13 protein-coding genes are annotated in these 21150 nt (G+C 42.9%); 1 reads left to right on the top strand and 12 read right to left on the bottom strand.

Features of this window, described 5'->3' with window-relative positions; translation table 11 throughout:
* Positions 1-12: 12 nt before the first annotated feature.
* Entirely contained in the window at positions 13-957 is a 945-nt protein-coding gene (locus CXF80_RS18265; RefSeq protein WP_101034325.1) for an alpha/beta hydrolase, read from the bottom strand.
* Entirely contained in the window at positions 945-2129 is a 1185-nt protein-coding gene (locus CXF80_RS18260; RefSeq protein WP_101034324.1) for an MFS transporter, read from the bottom strand. Before CXF80_RS18260 ends, CXF80_RS18265 begins: the two co-directional genes overlap by 13 nt.
* Positions 2130-2297: 168 nt before the next feature.
* Between CXF80_RS18260 and CXF80_RS18255 the strand changes: the two genes are divergently transcribed.
* On the top strand, positions 2298-5804 hold the full coding sequence (locus CXF80_RS18255) for a hybrid sensor histidine kinase/response regulator (protein WP_101034323.1): 3507 nt from the start codon (positions 2298-2300) through the stop codon (positions 5802-5804).
* A gap of 103 nt (positions 5805-5907) precedes the next feature.
* Here the strand turns inward: CXF80_RS18255 and CXF80_RS18250 are convergent, their stop codons facing one another.
* From CXF80_RS18250 to CXF80_RS18200, 10 genes are all read right to left on the bottom strand, one after another.
* Complete coding sequence (locus CXF80_RS18250; RefSeq protein WP_101034322.1) at positions 5908-6579, bottom strand: response regulator transcription factor; 672 nt, start codon at positions 6577-6579, stop codon at positions 5908-5910.
* A 176-nt stretch (positions 6580-6755) separates the two neighbouring features.
* Positions 6756-9035 (bottom strand): TonB-dependent receptor, encoded by a 2280-nt coding sequence (locus CXF80_RS18245; RefSeq protein ID WP_101034321.1) that lies wholly within the window; start codon positions 9033-9035, stop codon positions 6756-6758.
* Between the two features lie 200 nt (positions 9036-9235).
* Positions 9236-10222, bottom strand: coding sequence for an extracellular catalytic domain type 1 short-chain-length polyhydroxyalkanoate depolymerase (locus CXF80_RS18240; protein WP_232772173.1), 987 nt, complete (start codon positions 10220-10222; stop codon positions 9236-9238).
* A 399-nt stretch (positions 10223-10621) separates the two neighbouring features.
* Positions 10622-10834 carry a hypothetical protein gene (locus tag CXF80_RS18235; protein WP_101034319.1) on the bottom strand — a complete coding sequence of 71 codons (213 nt, stop codon included), beginning with the start codon at positions 10832-10834 and terminating at the stop codon, positions 10622-10624.
* Positions 10835-10867: 33 nt separating this feature from the next.
* On the bottom strand, positions 10868-12646 hold the full coding sequence (locus CXF80_RS18230) for a hypothetical protein (RefSeq protein ID WP_198554793.1): 1779 nt from the start codon (positions 12644-12646) through the stop codon (positions 10868-10870).
* Complete coding sequence (locus CXF80_RS18225; RefSeq protein ID WP_101034318.1) at positions 12643-13497, bottom strand: hypothetical protein; 855 nt, start codon at positions 13495-13497, stop codon at positions 12643-12645. The genes CXF80_RS18230 and CXF80_RS18225 overlap by 4 nt, the downstream gene beginning before the upstream one ends.
* Before the next feature lie 273 nt (positions 13498-13770).
* On the bottom strand, positions 13771-14778 hold the full coding sequence (locus CXF80_RS18215) for a hypothetical protein (protein ID WP_101034316.1): 1008 nt from the start codon (positions 14776-14778) through the stop codon (positions 13771-13773).
* A 14-nt stretch (positions 14779-14792) separates the two neighbouring features.
* On the bottom strand, positions 14793-17231 hold the full coding sequence (locus CXF80_RS18210) for a hypothetical protein (protein ID WP_101034315.1): 2439 nt from the start codon (positions 17229-17231) through the stop codon (positions 14793-14795).
* A gap of 21 nt (positions 17232-17252) precedes the next feature.
* The gene (locus CXF80_RS18205) at positions 17253-17630 is read right to left on the bottom strand and encodes a hypothetical protein (protein WP_101034314.1); all 378 of its coding nucleotides are present in this window, start codon (positions 17628-17630) and stop codon (positions 17253-17255) included.
* A gap of 36 nt (positions 17631-17666) precedes the next feature.
* The gene (locus CXF80_RS18200; RefSeq protein WP_101034313.1) at positions 17667-21140 is read right to left on the bottom strand and encodes a tape measure protein; all 3474 of its coding nucleotides are present in this window, start codon (positions 21138-21140) and stop codon (positions 17667-17669) included.
* Between the last annotated feature and the right edge of the window lie 10 nt (positions 21141-21150).

Raw genomic sequence — 21150 nt, 5'->3', positions numbered from 1 at the left:
TATGAGTATGAGTTAGGCCTTGGCCATAAACTCAGCGATGCGCTGATAGGTTGTCATGCACTCTTGTTTAACCAAATCGTGCAGTAACATATAGGCATGGATCATGCCGTCAAACGAATAATGCTCAACATCCACACCTGCCGCGCTCAGAGCCTTAGCATAGGCTATGCCCTCATCTCTGAGCGGATCACAACCTGCAGTAAAAATGAGTGTCTTAGGTAAGTTAGCGTTAATGGTGCCAAGTAAAGGTGAAGCCTGTTTGATTTGATCAGAGCGTTGATCGGACTGCTTGAAATACTGCTCAAAATACCATTTGATGCGGCTAGTCTCGAGTAAAAACCCACAGCCATTACTATCAAGTGATGGGCTAGTTAATGTGTAATCGACACTGGGGTAAATCAGAATTTGTTGGTCTATATGAATCCGTTTATCGGTTAAGCTTTTCATGCTTAAACTGGTGCAAATAGCACCACCCGCACTGTCACCAATAATGGTGACTGAGTCTTGATGGTTAACATCATTGAGTAACTGCGCGTAATGTATTAATGCATATTCACAATCTTCAACCCCAGCAGGATAAGGATATTCAGGTGCAAGTCGATACTCGACAGATATCACCACGCACTGCGCAATACTGGCAAGGTGACGGCAAATAGGATCGTACAGCGCCACACTGCCACACATATGGCCACCACCATGAAAATGCACTAACACAGGCAAAGGCAGCTCTGGTGCAGGACTATAAACTCTAACCGGAATGGTACGATCGGTTAACGTAAGCGCTTCGTCGGCAATATAGCTCACCGATGGCGAGTCACTCATTAACGCGCCAAGTTTGTTTAAGTTTTCACGCAATATTGTCGGCGTAAATTGAACATTATTTTGCTTAGCCAAGGCAATATTACTGTTCGCTAAGGCTAGAAAATCAATGAGTTTGGGGGATACTATTCCTCGCATGATATTAACTCCTTTGGTTTTCCGGTTTCTGGTAGAAAATAACTGCCTACAAACACAGTGCCACTGAGTAAGGTGATCATCACAAATGAGCTAAAATAGCTACCATCGCTTAAATCAACAAGCTTACCAAATACCCACAACACGATAGTAGAAACAAGATAACTGATTGACCAAAATAGGCTAAAAACCACAGTAATTTTTTGGCCTGTCATCTTAGGGAGCTCGTGAGGAATGGACACTAATGCCGTCACCGGGAAAAAGATAAAAAAGCCCAACACTATTGCACATAACGTTTGCAACCAAGACTCGGGACTAAAAGATAAACCGAAAACGGTGATAACAATAATCAACCCACTCCAGCGAAGAATAGGCAAGCGTAACGGGTTTTTGCGACTATAAAACATTCCTGCAATAGTGCCGACAATACCAAAACCAATCACCCATTTGCTTTGACTTATTCCCGCTTGAGGATAGAAAGTAAATAAACAAATGTAAAAAGAAAGCAGTCCTGAATAGGTAAAAGCATAAGCCCAATTAAATTTATCTTTTAACCCTTCAAGATAACCGTATATTGCCAGCTCTGAACCAGATACATGGTTAGCGGGCGATGGCGTTTCAAACTTAACCAGTAGCCACAGCATTGCAAGTACCAAGCTAGCGGCAGAAAACAACACCAAGCTGTTTTGCCAACTGCCAGTGAGAGAGTTAATACTGGTCATTCCCCATAAAATAATTGCAGTACCTACGTTAAATGCCACCGCATTGAGACCATTAATAACCGGGCGATCTTCAGGCGCAAACCACAGCATCACTATTGGGTTGAAGTACACAATCATGAAGGCCCCACCTAAGCCCATTAGAAAACGGCTGGCCAGAAGTAATTCATAATTAGTCGCAAAAGGTGTCACTATTCCGATAACAATTAATAGCGCCGCGAGTAAAAATGCATACTTTATCCCGCACTTCACCGCCACATAAGCGGCGCCAAATGTGCCCACTATCTTAGCCAGAGTGACAGCACCACTGATAAAGCTTGCTGAAGCTAAGCTATCAATGTGCATCGATGCCATGATGCTGTTCATGCTGGCAGTGCCTCCTACCCATGCCATGGCAAAGAGAACATAACTCGTAAAAACCAGGCCTTCTACCAAATATCTATGGGTTATTTTCATAGGCGTAATGTGTACCTTAAATGACACTAATGTAGTTTAATCATGTTATCTGATGGGTATGGATAAATAAGTACTACCTTAGTGCACCGCGATATTAAAAATCTTTATCAAACAGGATGTCTAGTGTAGTTTCGCAAGGATATAAAATAAAAATCATTGGGGAATATCTTGCAGGCTTGGTTATCTATTGATACTTGGTTGATCAGTTCAATTTCGATTGCTTATCTTGCGATGCTATTTGTGGTCGCACAGTGGGGGCAAAGTCGCGCTATAAAAAAGTTAAGCCAAAAGCCATGGGTCTATAGCTTATCCTTAGGTGTATGCTGCACTTCGTGGGCATTTTATGGCACTGTCGGGCAAGCTGCCACAACAGGGGCATGGCTTGCTCCCATTTACATAGGTTCGATCATTTGTTTAGTACTTGCTTGGCCAATGCTAATGCGGACGTTACAAATAATCAAAAGCCAGAACCTCACCTCTATTGCCGACTTTATTGCCTGTCGCTTTGACCGCTCGCCTAAAATTGCCGCCAGCGTCGCCATTGTGTCACTGCTTGGGACCATTCCTTATATTGCATTGCAGTTAAGAGCTATCAGTACCAGTTTCGATCTACTTACTGGCACGTTTCAGTCTGGGATTAGCACGGCATTTGTGGTCACTATTGTATTAATTATCTTTAGTATCTTATTCGGCACACGCCAACTCTCCGCCAGTAAGCACAATCAAGGCTTAGTACTTGCCATCGCGTTTAGTTCTATCGTGAAATTATTTGCCCTTACCGCCGTGGGCATATTTGCCACGTTTTATGTTTTCGATGGTTTTGGCGACTTGCTAACTCAAAGTCAAAACATCAAAGAAACCACCCAATCAGACTCCACTTATCTTGTGGTATCACAGGTTATTTTGGGCGCGATTACTATCTATGCGTTGCCGCAAGAGTTTCACATGATGATGATTGAAAATAATCATGACAACGAACTTAAATCGGCTCGCTGGATGGTGCCGTTATATCTATTACTGATCAATATTTTTGTATTACCTATCGCATTAGCCGGACAACTTAGCTTCCCCGGTGGCAGCGTGGGTGCAGATACTTATGTACTGACGTTACCGCTATTTTATCAGCAAGCTTGGTTGGGAATATTGGTTTACATCGGTGGACTGGCTGCAGCCACTGCAATGGTTATTGTGGCAGCTATTGTGCTTAGCACCATGATTTCGACAGAAATTTTAACCCCATTACTGTTACGTCTACCAAAATTTAACTCTCAACAAACCCCGCAATTATCAGGAATCTTATTAAATTTACGCCGTATATCTATCGCCGTAATCTTACTATCGGCCTTTGCATTTGAACGTTTTATCAATCAGCAAAATCATTTAGCCAGTATTGGCTTACTATCATTTGTGCTGTTATCTCAATTTGCGCCAGCCGCTGTAGGCGCCTTATATTGGCGAAATGCAACAACCCAAGGGGCATTCATTGGTTTAATGATGGGAAGTATTGTCTGGCTTTATACCCTACTTTTGCCCGTTACATTTCCTGATGCACTATGGGTTAACTTTGGTTTATTTGATATAACTTGGTTAACGCCAACTGCATTGTTTGGATTAACCCATTTGGACAATATCAGCCACGGTGTATTTTACAGTTTAGCGGCTAACATCGGCTGCTTTGTGGTCATTTCACTGTTTAAAGAGCAAAGCGTTGGCGAGGTTTTACAAGCCGATTTATTTGTTAACAGAAAACAAGTTCAGTCAGAACGTCACTTATCTATAGATGATTTAGCCAGTTTATTAAATCGTTTTATTAATAAAGATGAAGCCGATACCCTGCTAGCAGAATCCAAAAAGCTCAGCGGTAAAGATCAGCAGCAACAACTTGTTGATTACACTCGCCTAAAACTATCAGGCGTACTCGGTTCTGCATCGACTAGAATGGTGATGAGCGCTGCTTCTCGCAGCCAACACGTGCCACTAGAAGATGTGGTTAGCATTGTTGATGAAGCGAGCCAAATCTTTGAATTTAACCGCGAACTGCTGCAATCGGGCGTTGAAAATATTGAGCAAGGCATTAGCGTTGTAGACGCCGATATGCGCTTAGTCGCTTGGAATCAACGCTATATTGAACTGCTCGATTACCCAAAAGATTTTGTAAAAGCGGGGCTACACATTGAGCAACTGATTAGATTTAACATCGACAGGGGGATCATTGTCGGCGACGCTGCCCACGAGCTAGTTGAAAAGCGCTTAGATCATATGCGCAGTGGCAGTCCACATCATTTTCAACGCATCATGCTTGACGGAAAAGTGCTAGAAATTCGCGGCCAAGCCATGCCAGGCGGTGGGTTTGTCAGTACGTTTTCTGATATTACTGCCCATATTGAAGCAGAAAAAGCCTTACAACTTGCTAATGACACACTCGAAAAACGGGTAGAAAGCCGCACCAAAGAACTTGAAAAAGCAAAAGCAGAAGCAGAAGCGGCCAATAGCAGTAAAACACGATTTTTGGCCGCTGCAAGTCATGATTTAATGCAACCCTTTAATGCGTTAACATTATTTACTGAGATGCTGAAGCAAAGAGTCAAATCAACCGAACTTCAGGATTTAGCCACTCATATCGAAGACTCATTAAACGTAGTAGAAAGTTTGCTATCAGACCTTGTTGAAATATCTCGCTTAGACAGTAACTCGTTAAAAACCGAAAAAAGTCAATTTGCAATTGATGATATACTCTCAACATTGGTCAATGAATTTAAGGCGTTATCGGTTCAACAAGGCATTGATTTTAATTACCAGGTCTCTTCCTGTTTCGTCCACAGCGATCAAAGGCTATTACGCCGAATTATTCAAAACTTTTTGTCTAATGCGTTTCATTATTCCCCTTCAGGTAACACCAAGCACCAACCAGCGCTTCAAGATACTAAGTCAGGCAATAAAGCAAAAGAGGCCATTGAGAACGCCGATTTTGTCCCTAAGGTTCTATTAGGTGTCAGGCGACTTGAGAACGCTTTGTTAATACAAGTTTGGGACAATGGACCTGGAATTCCTGTTGATAAACGACAGGCAATTTTTTGCGAGTTTGAACGCTTAGAACTCACACGTGAAATTCCAGGTTTAGGTCTGGGCTTGGCGATATGCGATCGTATAGCAAACTTATTGGATATTAAAATATCGCTGCATTCTGAAGTCGGTAAAGGGACTTGCTTCAGTGTTGAAATACCCCGTGTCTCACAACAAAAAAAGTCTGTTAATTTACTAAACATCCCCGTCGAAGATGAGATCAATAGCGACAGCTTTAATATTACTGTGCTCGTTATCGACAATGATGATCTCATGCTAAAGGCAATCTCGTCATTATTGAGTGGTTGGGGATGTCATGTGATTACGGCCAAAGATCAATCTAGCGCAATGCAGCAACTGGCGGATAATCCACAACCAAGATTAATCATTGCAGACTACCATTTAGAAGATGATAAAAATGGTGTCGATTTAGTACAATATTTATTGGCGAACCACAGTGAAATGACCAATAAGCAAACCACATGTGTTATTTGCTCCGCAGATCCCTCAGAAACTGTTCGACAACATACGAGCAGTGCTCAATTTAGTTTTGTACGTAAACCGCTCAAGGCAATTGCCTTGAAACGGATCATTAAACAACTGACACCATAATAACGAGTACATTTTTAGACGTTGCTTGTTGTAGACATCGCTTAGACAAAAAGGCCTCACGTTGCGGCATTTTATTTAACGGTTTTCAATCTAAATCAGAATATTAAGCATTTATCTGCCGATTTTCAGTTGAAGTGATCATTAATTGTTGAAACACCAGCCCTGCTTGAGTGCGATTGTACACTTCAAGCTTTAGCAAAATAGCTGAAACATGCTTTTTAACGGTGGTTTCTTTAATGTTTAAGTCGTAGGCAATTTGCTTATTTAAGCGGCCATTTGCAATATTGGCTAGCACTGTGTATTGCTGGGGGGTCAACTGAGCTAATTGTTTTGCCAGACGTTGATGCTCAGCGGCTGTATGTTGATCGGCGCTGATATTAGTGTGTTCGGGTAACCAAATTCCCCCTTCAAGCACGGTTTCAATGGCGGTCGATATTTGGGTTAAATTAGCAGATTTAGGAATAAATGCACTGGCGCCAAAATTGATCGCCTTGCGAATAATTTCGGGTTGATCGTCAGAAGACACCATAATAACGACAATATCTGGGAAGTGATTTTGTAATAAGGTTAATCCTGTAAAACCATCGTTTCCAGGCATATGCAAATCAATAAAGATGATCTCTATATCTGAATGTTGCTCCACAATAGAGATTAATTCTGGAAAATTTTCAGCCTCTAACACTTCAGCATCATTGAAATTTTTAAGTACAGCTTGGGTTAAAGCGGCACGAAATAGCGGGTGATCATCTGCAATTGCCACTTTTATCTGAGACATCGTCGGCTCCTAAAAAATTGCGCTGGTGTTGTTTATTATTTATTGATTATTGATTATTGATTATTGATTATTAATTATTGATCGTCCAACACACGCAGACTTCATCATCTATAAAAAGAATAACCGGTTCTATAGTGATCCGGCTATTCTTTAATAGGCAATTGACTCATTAACGCTTAGAACATATAGCCAACCGTTAACGAAATCGTCTCCGGATCGCCATAATAACCAATTAAGGTGTTATCGCCGCCAAGTCCTGGCGTAAAGTCTCCGTTGCCGGTTGGCGTGACAAAAGCGTAGTTACCAACCAAATACTCTTCATCAGTGACGTTTTTCCAATGCAGGCCGGCATTCCAATGGCCGTCATTGCTATACCAATTCACCCCAAAATTCAGCAATCCATATCCATCTTGGCTCAATAGGTTATCCACCACCGCTAAGTCATAGTCACTGCGGTAATAGTAATTACCATTAATGATAAAACTACCTACGTCGGCTTCAATACTATAACTAAAACCAAGGTTTGCGGTGGTATCTGGGGTGTTGGTAATTGTGTAAGTATCACTTATATCAATTTTAGTACCAAATTCATCATAAGAAATCACTTCATCAAACGTGGCGTCAATTAAGCCAAGATTTGCGAATAAATTAAGTGAATCTGTTGCAGCATATTCAACTTCAAGCTCTAGTCCACTGGCTGTAGACTTACCAATGTTGCCTAAACGCTGATTGAGGTCTGAAGCATCATCACCGGGTAATACAGTCACAAATTGTCTGTCTTTATGGTTGAGATAAAATACGGTTGCATTAACACGAAGATTATCATTCCACTCACTCTTGATACCAATTTCATAGGAATCGACCGTTTCAGGGTCTACAGCAGGTTCAGCTCCGGTTGCCCTAGGGTTGAAGGTGCCCGACTTGAATCCTTGTGAGTAACTGGTAAACAGCATCATGTCATCGTTAACTTGATATTCCAGACCCACACGTGGGTTGAATTTAGACCATGTTTCTTCGTCATCAAGCACTTTAGGTATTTGAGATTCAATTAACGCTTCATCGCGCACAAACCCTGGATACCAACCAGTTTGAGGATAAATGCTGTCGAATATCACCCCGTTATAAACCGTGGCTTCTTTAGTCTCACGGGTATAACGGCCACCTAATGTCATTGATAATTGTTCAGTGAAATCATATGAGCCTTGCACATAAGCGGCATAGCTTTCACTATTGTTACAACCACTCACTTCACGCGTTAACCCTCCAAACGCTTTAAAGGCTTCTTCTAAAATAGCATCGAAAACACCACAAGAATCACCGTCAAAATAGTAAATTCCTGAGACGACATTGAGATTGTCACCAACATAGTTTGCTTGGAACTCTTGGCTAAACTGCTCATCTTCATAAATGGCGGGGACGTCAAAAATGCGTAGACTGGTATTATCAAAATCGATGTTTGTTGGCGAGTAACCTTCACGTTTGGCTGTGACAGACTTTACACTCCAATCCTCATTGAGGTTATACTCAATGGTTGCTCCCCAGCCTTCTGTTTCCACCTTATTCCAGGTAGGTAAACTGGTATAAGAGTCATATTTACTGTCAGGCACTGGGGCATCGGTTAATAAACTAGGCAGCAGGCGATAACCACCTTTTGAATTTGATTCATCTTGGGTTTTATCATAGGTAAAGCGCATAAACAGGTCATCGGTAGGCGTATATTCAACGCTTAAGCGACCCGCCATGACGTCCTTGTTATAGTTTTCAGTATCTTGGCCCTCTAATGCTGAGGTTTTAAATTCACCAAAACCATCTCGATTTAAGCTGGCAAAGGCGAAACCAACATAGAGCTTGTCGTCAACAATGGGTAATTGTCCTGCGACTTTAACATCCTTTTGACCAAAGCTACCTGCAGTACCTTTAAGGCTCAATTCTCCGTCACCGGTCATTTTCTTTGTGACGTATTTAATTGCACCACCGATAGTGTTTTTGCCGTATAACGTGCCTTGTGGCCCACGAAGCACCTCAATACGCTCCACATCAAGAATGTCTAGCACTGCACCTTGCGGACGAGCAATATAGATATCATCAATGTATATACCGACACCAGGCTCATAGCCCCAAAGTGGATCTTCTTGACCTACGCCACGAATAAAAGCGGTAAGCGTAGAATTAGTGCCTCGGCTAGATTGTAATGTGGTATTGGGAGAAAACTGCTGAATTTCAGTCATTACGCTGATGCCGTTTTCTGCCAGTTCTCTTTCACTGACAGAGGTCACTGCAACAGGAACATTTTGTAAACTTTCAACCGTTTTACGAGCAGTCACTTCAATGCGCTCTAAAACAGCTTGCTTGTCGCCGCTGTTATTTTCTTCATCAGCAGCAACGGCATACTGTGCAGTTAATACCGACGAAATGGCTAAGGCAATACAACTCATTTTAATAGTATTCTGTTTCATACAGATCCCCGTGGTAATATTTATTATTAATGGTTTTGTTTACTACTCGTGTTGGTTTACTACTAACTGTTCACATATTGACTGTATAGCATTTTCAACAGCATTGAATCGGTACTATAGTAGTATGTGTTTTGGTCTATAAATTCTAAAAATATTAAGCTAATACATATTAAAAACATTAAGTTATCAAGATACCTTAATTAAACTCCCCAAAGCTTAATGATCTCAGTAACGCTACTTATTGGCGCTCTGAGTAGAAAGTCACTCTCTTCTCCACCATGTTTAATATCTGGATTGACAGCAATTCCGTGTCCGAAATCTTTGATGGTGATAAGTTCTATTAACGCCTTATTTTGAGCATTTTTCCACCGAAAAATACTGTAGCCAGCTTCATTTGTGACAGTTGGGTTAGTGTCAGATTGAGTCAATATTTGCCACTGAAAAGCTAACATTTGCGCATTATTAGCGTTGACGACATTGTCACTGTCTCCAGTCCAAATGCTTAATGAAGGCCAGCGAGTTTGCAGAGGATGTATTGCTTTGGCAAATTGAGCTAATTCCTCAACCGATTGTGACGGACCTTCTTTCATACAAGATATCGCTTTGATAAGATTATCGGCACAAGGATATGGCAACCCAGCAATAACAGCGCCGCCTTGAAATAAGTCTGGGTAATTGACGAGTGCAGCACTAGCCATAGCGCCGCCAGCAGACAGTCCGATCACATATACGTGCTTTGTAGCTAATTTCTCTTGAGTAGCCAGAATCATATTTTTTATTGACAGCATTTCGCCACTATCAAGCTGTGTATCTTGACTCGCAAACCAGTTAAAACAACGTTTCACATTATTTTGATAACTTTGTTGTGGAACTAAAACCGCAAAATTATTTTCCAATGCTAAAGATGTCAATCCACTTTTATTAGCCAGTTCCACGCCATCTTGAATACAGCCATGAAGTAAGACAATCAAAGAAGCATTACCAGTACCCGGAACATTCAAGTTTTCACTAACCGGGAGATAAAAACTTGTTAGGGCTCCAGGGTTATCTCCAAAACTTGTTAGCGGGACATAGGGCATCTCAGCGGCTTGAACAGGTAGCATCCAAAAGGTCCAACACAGAGCAAGAAGCTGCATAGTTAGACCGTATTTTTTATTTCTCATTTCAGCAATATCCAAATTCGTCATAATCATAACTTGCTGAATTTTACTGCAAACTGCAATGGCACTTTAGATCCACATAGGAGAAAGATTATATTGAAATGACTCTAAACGGTGTGGTCGGGATAATACGAGTGGAATGGGAAAAGAGGTTTAGAAAACGGGTATATTAGAAACGACAAAGGCCTAGCATTTCTGCTAGGCCTTCTAAATTTGGCAGGGGTGGCAAGACTCGAACTCGCAACCATCGGTTTTGGAGTGAGAGTTAATTGTTATTAAATTCAATGTAGTAATCTAAAAGCGTAGAAATAAAACGTACTGAATAGGTTGGGTATCTTATTGATTTGTAATGGCAAGGTTTGCGTATTTCTACGGCTTTATTCACAGGTTAATGCATAAATAACCTGTGATCATCTGTGTAACTTACTAAACCTCTATCTCGACAAACGCCAAGTCGGGCGCTGCTCCTAGCACCCTGCCGTCTTGAACATAGATGTGATCGCCAACATTGCCAGAACCTATTACCCGTTGAGTGTGGTTGCTGGCAGTGCTGGCGGTGACGGTGCCATCGGTGTTGACAGTGTTAATCGTCATGATCACCCGCGGGGCGCTTAGGCTTTGTTGTAACTGCTTTAACATTATCCCTCCTTATACAATTGCTGATACAACAAGTTATGCCACATGACGAACGACGGTGATAGTTTGCTCGATATCGATGTCGCCGGTATCGCTAACCGATGCGCTGATCGTCACTGAATCGCAGGTACCTTTGAACACATCAACACCTTCACGAATACCAATCAACATACCAGGTGTTGCGGGTGGTAAGTCGGCCATGATGGGTAAGCTCATATTGATATTAAGCTTATTGCCCGTGTCGGCCAGTGCGTTGGTACCGGCTGTTCGGGCGGCTTGGTTATCAACTATCAATTGAGCGCTAATGTCATCGGTCGCGATATTACCGGCAGTGCCAGCGCGTTTTACTTTTGCGCTAATGCCCTGCTGCTCACCGCGAAGCCAAACCACGTTGCACTCGGGACTAATTTCTTTTGACTCGCTGTAACTGGTGATCACCGCATCATGCACGGTTAAGTCTGGTGTTACCCCATCCATCAACCAAGGCACTGTTGGCCAACGTGGCACCACGGTTAATGCTTTGGTTTCATCATTAGATAACAACATGCAACCCAATTGCGCAACGGCTTCTTGCACTGCATCAATGGGCGATTTATTGCCAACACTAAACGCGCCTGCAGGTACGTTAAAATCAACGATGCCATTAAGCGCGATTGTCCAACCTGTAAACTGCAACATATCATTAAGTAAACCAGCAAAACTGCGTGATGTTGCATTGGTATAACTGATCGGCAATACATATGGCGTAGCAAGTTCGGCGCTGCGGCTGCGGCCCGTTCCACGATAGGTCGCATTACCAAACACTTTGCTTACACTGGTTTGTTCAACTAAGGCAAAGAACTCATAGCCGTTAATACCGACTTTAAGCAGTTGGTTTTCAGCGCGGCTGGCATCGATGTGACTTGAAAAATCGATACTCACCGAACTGGCCCACTGGCCACGGCTGCGGCTGATACTGATATTACTGATCACAATCGGTACGTCATCAGACACACGCACACACGTTATGGTTGGCTGCATTAAATAATACCTGCGCAGTTGTGGTTCAATGGGGATTTCAAAATCAAGGCTGGGTAAGCTTGGGTTGGCATCAATCAAACCGCCGCCGTCGTCAAAGTAGCAATACTCGGATGATGGCGTAAAGCGGATCACTTTTGGACTGTTTTTTTGAGTCAATGGCTCATCAAAACGGATAGTGATTAACCCCGCCCGAGGTGGGCGATAATTGGTTGAACAAATCCAGCGCGGCCCATTTAGCCCCCATCCTATTTGATGCTGTCCATCACAGACTAGGCCACGATAATGAAAAACATAATTAATATGCTGTGGGCTTCCATCATGCCATACGATACTAGAAAGCAGTTGTAATGCTGGTATATTCAACCAAGGAATAATATTGTTTAACTGATGATCATTAGGTGCTTTCCATATTACTGTAGTATTCATTTCATGAATATTAGGTTGTGACCATTTAACGGTAATATTGCTCCTAACTTTAGACTTTAGCGCCCAAAACGGGCTGTAATTAACCTCTAATCCATTGAATGACATCCAATACAATTGGCTGAATTGTTCAATAACATCAGGTGTAGAACAAACAAAATCAACGGCAATAGCGATTTTTTCTGCATGTTCAGTTAATACCAGTTGACGCTCAATATCTTTTGCCTGACTCCACCGAATGCCACACTCAATACCTATAAGGTCACCAACTGGAACAGGTGGTTCTACAACACCACTAAAGTTGAAATTAAATTGGGTTAACGCTGGTTTAACGTAAGGTGGTTTACCTGTGAAATCAAAGTTTATAATCATGCTACATAAACCATTGGTGCAGCAACATCATCAACACACACTACGGCATAATTAGCGGTATCAGGCACCGTTAATGAGTACGCACCCGTTATGTCACTTTGGGCTACGAAACTCACCTTATTTGTCAAAAGGTTAACCGCTATAACATTACGTTGGGCGGGGTTGCCGTTACTATCAGTTATCACGCCTGATATAACCTTAGACCCCGCTAATGATAATAAAATCAAACGGCGTATTATTTCTTTGGCGGCGGCGGTATAACCATTTAAACCGTAAACCCAAGGTACAAAAGACACAGTGGCGGCAATTGGGTTACCTTGGGAATTTAGTGTACCCATAGGAAATAATGCAAGCGATATTGTTGTGTTATCACTTGCGCTTGCTGCTATCTTTATAGCACCAGAAACTAATTTAGATTCTTGTGCTGGTATTAAATAGGTGTTGGATGGGTAAACCGAAATTCCGCTACCAACTGAACCAAGTCCGTTAATTAACTCATGTTCCATTAATACCGAAATAGAACTCTGAGTGGGGTCATTTGGGCCTTGTGAAAATGAAGCTGTGATTAAATCGAGTTCCTGCACAGGCAGGTAATTAAATGTAGTTACAGCACCCGCTGTGGCGCAAATCAAAGGGGTTCCCTGATCTACTGCACCAACAACCTCAGCACTATAAATAGCGTTATCATCACCCCTGCACCATACAATTAAGTCATAGGTTACCAACTGGTTAGTTCTTGCGGCTGATGACAACACAACCGTCACCGTATGACCCAAACCCTCAAGCATAGCTTTTGTCTGAGTTACTGCCCCATGCGAGGCCGATAGTGTAACTAATACTAAATTAGACATTGTTTACTACATCCCTAATGTTTATTAATTCAGCTGTATGACCATCAGTAACTATTGCTTGGTAAGTTAAGTCACTAGTCATCGTTAAACTTAAACTTGGGTCTACCGTATATTTGGTCGGTACAATACACGAGAACAAACCAACCTTAGTTGTAACACTGACCACGGCACTATTTAACCGATTTTGTATTGATAATAACTTTGAATTTTCGTCAATGTCTAATCGCAGTAAACCACGGTACAGGGGTTGGTTTGATTGCACAATTTTAATCATCACCAATCACCTAAGCTTATTAACGTTATACTAGGTGAGTTAGGTTGTGTGTTTCGCATTACAAAATAATCAACGTTTTCGTATGTTACAAAAAACGGCCATGTTTTCGATTTATCCATTGGTATGAGAATCTCACAAACACCTTTGATAAAACCTCGACTAACTGGCCTTGTGTTACTAACTTCTATTGAAATACCATCCCTATCAACCGCACCGCCATAAGGGATATTATAATTAACATTGATGTTAGTTATAACGTTATAACTAGGTAAACCACTTGGTGAATCACGACCACAGGGGGTGTCTCGCAAATACCTAGCTAAAGAATACTGTGATTGATTAGAGGCTAAATCAGTATCTGGCATTAACAAAGCGCCCCCGATCAGTTGAGCAGCGGTAGCGCCTGAATAAAACCCCAAATTCTGACCGTAACCACCACCAGCACCACTGGTGTCTGTCACTGGTGTATGCGAAGTTGATATAGGTGACGCAAATGTTATAAACACACCAACATCTGCTGGGGTTGTTGGTGTGATATCACCCGCGTATACTGTGGCTATATGTCGTGCATTATCGTTAGAATATGAACCCTCATAATCACTAATGAATATAAAACCAACGCTATTACCAATAACAATCCATTTTGTATTAGGGTATTGAACGGAGTTTGGAAATATTTTAAAAGCCTGTTTGTATCCAGCAGTAATGAGATTATTAAAATCAACCATATCAATTGCTGATTGGCACCTCATACCCAAGATATCATCGAAACCTGTGTGACCACTAAGGATAAAACGACCACCACTACCGCTCACGGTTGAGTTGCGAAAAGCGATTTTAAAGTTTTGAGCATCCTCTTGATCAATGGTCCAACCAAGCGGCTGTTTAGTACCGTAACCCTCAACCAACACTTTTTTAAATACGTTTATGATACTACTAGTACGAGCATCGGTGAGACCAGGAGCGCCCACATCATCCCAACGGTATATTTTTACTGGTAAACCCATAATATAAACCCCTATTAAGATTCGTTACCACGGAACGCCAAAACAGGGCGATCCTCATTAATTTCGCTGTGCCCAGCTTGCACTGAGCGCAGTAGCATTACAGGTTTACTGCTAGCATAAGTGGCAAAGCGAATCGCTTCACCCGCTTGCCAGCCGCCACCAAATGCGCCTGCGCGAATAATAAAATACGGCACTAGTGTTAGCGGGTTGATTGGCGCAAAGTCATTTATCGTGTCGCCAGTGGCGATTTGACCAAGACGTTTACCAACACATCTAAATGCAGTGGGGCTAGTGAATATCAACACCCATTCTTCATTAGTCGCATTGTTGTTCACCACTTCAATCGGAAAATCGACCACGTTTAAATTGCCGGTTGCACCGCTACCATCTTGATCCCAATTATTTAACCAAGAAGTCATATCTCGAACAATGCCAACCCGGGCTTGTAAGTCGCCAAGGTTTTGCACACTCGATACGGTTGAACCAATGGGGTAAGTTTGGGTTAATGCTGATGCAAGCACTAAGGCATTGGGTTTAACTTCGGTCACTAATACCGTTTCACCTATGCTGTCTGTCAGTAAAAATGGCGCAGTAAAGCCGCTAAAGTCACTGTTAATCGTCACAACACCCGTGGCTTTAACTACGCTGTAATGCTGATTATCGAGTGTCCACAGGCTTTTACTCATCGCATCGGTAATATCAACAAAACGAGCATTTACTCTTACGTTATAGGTTTGTGCTGCTGCAGGGTTGCTCACTAGCTGAGTTTGAGTATGTTGGACTGAAATATTTTTCCACGGAGTAAAGCAATTCACGACACCATTGTTTTTAATTCGCAGTGGATTTAAGCCATAAAGCTCAGGGGGTGGCGATAACGTCACAGTTTCAGCTATGTCATAGCGCAGTGTGGTTAAGTCAACGTTCTGCGTAAATGACAAGCTGACATAACCATCGACTATCGTGCCGCTAATACCGTTACCCGTCACTGTGCCGCTGCTATCGCTACTTGCACTGAGCAACGTATCACCCACAGTTGAAATGGTTAAATAAAAGGTGTCTAAAATGGGCTCAGTCACACTGAGGGGAAATGATGCCGTGTTATCACTAATGGCCTCATCTTCTATGATTGCATCAAAAGTGACACTAAAATCACCTCTAGCATCAATGTTTTTAGTAATAGCACCTGTGGGGTAATCAATGCTAGCTAATTTATAGCCATTTGATTCACGCAGGTTACCGCCGGTCATTTCGATTAATTCACTGGTACCGTAATTACCATCATTAAAGGTGGCAATAGCAGACACGCTACCAACGACTAATTTTTTCGCACCTGGTAACACATTAGCACTGTGATAAATACTGTAACGTAATGATGAATACCAACTGATACCAAGGGTTTGCCCATCTCTAACATCGCGGCTATAAACAACGCTTACCGTATTGCCAGTAATGCTGATATTTGCAGCCCACTCGTAAGCGCCAATCACGGCAATATTTTGCAAACCATTGGCGGCAAAAAATGGATCATCGAGTAAATCATTGACTGTATATAAATAGGTACTTTTGCCTGTTTCTGCAGGAACAGTAACAGACTTATAAATAAGCCCACTGGCAACATCATTATCATTGCCAACGGTAATACTATTGCCTGCACTTAGACTAATCGTTTTTACCTTGGGTAATAGCTCTGTTTGGGTTTCTGCAACCGCTATTACAGCGCTGGTAGACTCAGCCGTTAACTCAGTGATCCCATGGTAGGTAATTCCATCATTTTCGCTAACATAGCGCAGCTTAGTGCAACCCGATTCACCATTGATAATCACATCATAATTGGGAGTATCTAACGGGATTGGCGGCTTAAAGCTCACCACGCCACCTTGGCCACCGAATACGCTTTCTTGAATTTGGCAAAAGTGCTCAAAGCGAGGCCATCTTGCATTTTCATTGCCCTCGTATTCAACTGAAATAACGATGACTTGGCCTTGGGCCAAACGAATGGTTTCGTAATATTCTTTACCATTGAATTGATAAATCGACTGCAGATAAGCGCGTGGAAAGCTATCTTGTCCATCTAATAAGCCAATTAAACGATTGCGTATTAACTGCCCTGCCACAACCGATGATTCAAGGATTTCAACCATATCAGTCATGCGATCAGCATCAGTTAATTGCTCAGTTTCAGCGAGTAATAAACTCACTAAATCATCAGTTGGTTTTTGACTAATAAACACATGGCCATCAAGCAAAACGGCGGTGTCTGCAGTCGCTAACGCTGGATAGCATTTAACAATATCAACCGCTGATTGAGAGTGGTCGATATCAGATATCGCTCTAAATAGTTCATTAAGCTCACCTGATTGAACCTCTAACTTTGTACGCTGGCCTCCAGCGTCATCGCTTGAACCTAATAATTCGGGTTTAAATATTTTTAAATTGGCGCGGGAAATGGTCATGGGCCACCTGTACTAAGTGAATTAAAGCGTAATAAATCGTAAAACCACATTGGTTAGCAGCGGATACGCGCCCAGTTCTTCGTCAACATCATCGGCAGTGATCACGTTGCTTTGGGTGTTATCCCACATCACGTTAATGACGGTGCCGTCGTGGTTAATCGTAAACTCGGTTAGCTTGGTGGCAGCGTGGGCTTGCAGCTGCTCGAACTCACTGCGAAGCATCCAACTGTTTTTGCTGCCAAGCTCCAACGTAATACCCGCGGGAATAACAGTTTGTTGAATATGCGGGGCACCGTTAAGTGCCCGCTTCATATTGGCCGCGACTCGTTGAGTGTTATTGCGATTAAGCCACAGCAGTGGTTCGGTCAACACAATAGTGTCGATAGTGGTGTTAAACATAGCGCCTCTTTATGTAGTGTTACTGCAAACGAGCGGCTAACCACCCACCGACTGCAAACGCTTAATCTCGGCCACCAGTTCATTCACAATACTGCGCTTGGTTTGCGCATCAAATGTGCGGTTACCCACTTGCAGCTGCAGCACTACGGTGTCGCTACTGTTCGCGGCGGCCGTTGTAATGGTTGGCTGGGTTTGGGTAGTCACATTGGTTTGCACCGAACTGGCGGTAGATTGCTGTTTGGTGGTAGCGGCATCGGCAATGGCTTGTTTTTCGCTGGCCGCTTGTTGGGCTTTGATTTCAGCGGTGCGATAAGCGTAAACCTTGTTTAGCGTTTTTTCGGCTTCTTTCAGTTGGGTGATTAGTGTCTTGTCGCCCGTTGATTCAGCCTTAGCTAACTGGGTTTTAATATCGGCTAGCTCTTGCTGATAACGGCGCTTTTCGATTTCGTCTTGACGGCCAAGGTAGCCGTCTAGTTCGTCTTGCAACGTATCAAGGGTTGATTGGGCACTATCACGCAACGAGTCCATGCTTGATTTTGCCGAATCAATAGCTGACTTAAGCACCCCCAAGTCTTGATCGTTCATCAAGTTCATTGAGTTAGCCGCACGTTGGGCGCTATCGACTAAGCCAATGTTGCCACTTTCGGCAGCATTGAGGGCATCGACCATTTTAAGCAGCTCAATACGCTGACTGTAATAGGCTGCTTGGGCTTGCTTACCTGCTATTTCGGCTTTACGGGCAAAATTACTAATGCCAGTAAAATCGATAGACTTGGCTTGCACATCGAGCAGATCACCAATCTCACCCGTCAGGTTTTTATAAACCTGAATGGTTTTTTCTAACTCACTACTCGAGTCAGTAACCAGCCTTTGGCCATATAGTATCGACTTAAAGTAAGCGACTGCACCCGTACTGAGTTCGGCGACTTCAGCTGTAACACTTTTTAAATAGTCAGTGAAAAATTTGGCAACACTGGCTAATGTAGAACCAGCATCTTGAGCGCTTTTAACAATCACGCCCATGGTATTCTGAATGCTAATACCAATGTTAGTGCTTGAGCTTTCTACATGCTGTTCAGCTTGTTGGCCGCTTTCACCAATCGACGTTTGCGCTTGCTTTAGCTTTTGATATTGAGCAATTAACCCATCAATATTATCAGCTAGCCCGAGGTTAGCGGCTTGCTGGCGAATACTCGCATCGACCTGAGTATCACCAGCAGCAGCGGCTTTAATCGATGCTTCAGCGTATTTTAAAAATGCTTGTTCTGCGTCATAAGTGGAGCCAACACCATTTTTAACAGCTTCATTAACTTGGTCGTAAGCTGTTTTTGCCTTAGCAGCTATATCCTGTAAAGACTTTAATGTAGTTACATTTGCTTCTTTCATTGCTGCTTCATAAGCATCAATGGCTTTAGTTTGATCGTCAGTTGACTCGGCTAGCTTATCTTGAGCATCAGCCACTTTATTAGCAGCATCAGTCTGCACCTTGGCGCTTTTGGTTGCGGCATCACCAGCTGCTTTATAGGCACTGTTTGCCGCACTCTCAACTTCACCCGTTATCTGTTGCCAAGCAGCATTAATATCTTTGCTGTCTTGCTCAATTTGCTGTTTATAACCTTCAGCAATCGCTTTAATCGCACCCGATGCTTGGCGAATTGATGCGGCTAATTCATCACCACCGAGCTTTTCAATCATAAATGCATAGGCATCAATGACCGTTGCGAACGATGATGTAGCAACCAAGGCAATAGCCGATAGGCCTGCAGTGATGCCGTTCCACACCAAGCGCAAAGAGCCACTAATCACATTTAATGCCCGAGCAAACGCGGCAATGTTTTCAAGCGTGGCGGTAATGCTGGCGCCACCATCACGGATCATGGTGGTAAAAAAGTCGCTAATATCTTGCGCAGCTTGTTTTATTTGGCCGCTTTTATTGAGTTCGTCAAACTTTTCGTTTAACGATTGAATAAAATCAACCGCCACCTGGTAAGCGCCTGAATCAGCAATAATGGTTTTGAATTCGGTCCACTTGTTAGACATCAAGTTAACTTGACCGCTTAATCGTTCAAGGCTTTTTGATGCTTGGCCAGTGGCCTGATTGCCCATTTCATCAAATAGCTTCTGCATAACATCACGGCCAAGCTTTCCAGCAGCACTCAGTTTTTGCAGTTGAACCGCATTTTTACCAGTGACTTTTTCAAGCAAGTCCCAAACAGGTATACCCCGCTCAACTAACTGTAGTATTTCTTCACCTTGAAACTTCTGCTTAGCCCACGCTTGGCCTACACCAAGAATGATGCCTTCAAGCTTTTCTTGACTACCACCTAAGCGGGCGTTGTAATCGACCATGGCTTGCAAGCTGCCATTCATGGGGTCGATACCGAATGTCTTTAACGATGCAAAAGCTTGTTTAGCCGAATCTAAACGGGTTCCGGTATTGTTGGCAAACTCTTTAATCCATTGGGTTGCTTGCTCACCACTGGCAATACTGCCCATCATGGCGGTCATTTGTGCGCCGAACGCGGCGGCCTGATCGCCCGCGGTTAAAATCGACTTTAGGCTTTCCCACAGTTTATCGACGCCAATGTAAGCACCGGCCATTGCCACCAGTGACCCTGTAGCACTTTTAATGCTGCCACCAAAATCACCGGCTTGCTTTTTCGACTCATTTAATAGCTTGTTGTGCTTTTCAAGCCTAGTGTTTACCCCGCCTAATGCGGTTTCGGCAGCAGCTTGTTGTTGCTTTAAATCCTTAGTTGCATCAGCTAGATTGTCCATGCTGATGCCGGCAGTTTTTAAACTGGCAGTATTTTGATCTAGTTCGGTTTTATTTTTGTTTAAGCCTCTAGCTAGTTGATTTAACTCACTGCGGGCGGTTTTAACGTTAAGCGTGTATTCCGCTTTAGTGCGACTAGCGTTATCTGTCGCGGCGCTGGCTTGCAGCAGTTCGCGGCGTTGGGTATCTAATGCAGTTGCCAGTTCGGTGGCGGCATTTTTTGCGCCTGTTTGTTCGTTAGTTAATTTTTGTAAATCGGTACTGGCTTTGGTTAATGCAGCGGCTTGTTCTTTGCTGGCCGTGGCACCTTGTTGTTGTTCGGTACTAAGCTTGGCTACTTCAACCCGGGCTTGTTGTAGCTCGGTTTCATATTTAACCAATGCCGCTTGAGCTTGATTGTATTCTTGCTCAAGTTGATTGGTTGAACCTTCTGCCGCCTTTTGAGCAGCCTCAAGTTGCTTTAATTCTTTAACTGCAGCCTTTTGCTCGGTAACCAGCTTGTCGAGCGCAACAGAATTATCTTTATAGGCTTTTTCACCTTTACTGATTGATGCTGTTAACCCATCAATTGAGTCCGCCGCGCCTTGTAAATCTTCTAACTCTTTTAAGCGCGCATTTAAAATTTCGCTTTGTGATGCTAATTCAGCAACCGCCTTTTCAGACTTTTTGGCTTCGCTTGAAAATAAATCTTTGCCCTGAATGATCAGGTTAATGACTTGGTCTTTAAAACTCATACATCACCAA

It is taken from the genome of Shewanella sp. Actino-trap-3, from assembly GCF_002836275.1.
Taxonomy (GTDB): domain Bacteria; phylum Pseudomonadota; class Gammaproteobacteria; order Enterobacterales; family Shewanellaceae; genus Shewanella; species Shewanella psychromarinicola.
The sequence above is the reverse complement of the archived record's forward strand: the minus strand, read 5'-3'. Positions and strand labels throughout refer to the sequence as shown.

Excerpts from the sequence above, each read along its gene's own strand:
- CXF80_RS18265 (WP_101034325.1), bottom strand. The coding sequence starts at position 957 with ATGCGAGGAATAGTATCCCCCAAACTCATTGATTTTCTAGCCTTAGCG.
- CXF80_RS18230 (WP_198554793.1), bottom strand. The coding sequence starts at position 12,646 with ATGATTATAAACTTTGATTTCACAGGTAAACCACCTTACGTTAAACCA.
- CXF80_RS18260 (WP_101034324.1), bottom strand. The coding sequence starts at position 2,129 with ATGAAAATAACCCATAGATATTTGGTAGAAGGCCTGGTTTTTACGAGT.
- CXF80_RS18245 (WP_101034321.1), bottom strand. The coding sequence starts at position 9,035 with ATGAAACAGAATACTATTAAAATGAGTTGTATTGCCTTAGCCATTTCG.
- CXF80_RS18200 (WP_101034313.1), bottom strand. The coding sequence starts at position 21,140 with ATGAGTTTTAAAGACCAAGTCATTAACCTGATCATTCAGGGCAAAGAT.
- CXF80_RS18240 (WP_232772173.1), bottom strand. The coding sequence starts at position 10,222 with ATGACGAATTTGGATATTGCTGAAATGAGAAATAAAAAATACGGTCTA.
- CXF80_RS18215 (WP_101034316.1), bottom strand. The coding sequence starts at position 14,778 with ATGGGTTTACCAGTAAAAATATACCGTTGGGATGATGTGGGCGCTCCT.
- CXF80_RS18205 (WP_101034314.1), bottom strand. The coding sequence starts at position 17,630 with ATGTTTAACACCACTATCGACACTATTGTGTTGACCGAACCACTGCTG.
- CXF80_RS18210 (WP_101034315.1), bottom strand. The coding sequence starts at position 17,231 with ATGACCATTTCCCGCGCCAATTTAAAAATATTTAAACCCGAATTATTA.
- CXF80_RS18235 (WP_101034319.1), bottom strand. The coding sequence starts at position 10,834 with ATGTTAAAGCAGTTACAACAAAGCCTAAGCGCCCCGCGGGTGATCATG.
- CXF80_RS18225 (WP_101034318.1), bottom strand. The coding sequence starts at position 13,497 with ATGTCTAATTTAGTATTAGTTACACTATCGGCCTCGCATGGGGCAGTA.
- CXF80_RS18250 (WP_101034322.1), bottom strand. The coding sequence starts at position 6,579 with ATGTCTCAGATAAAAGTGGCAATTGCAGATGATCACCCGCTATTTCGT.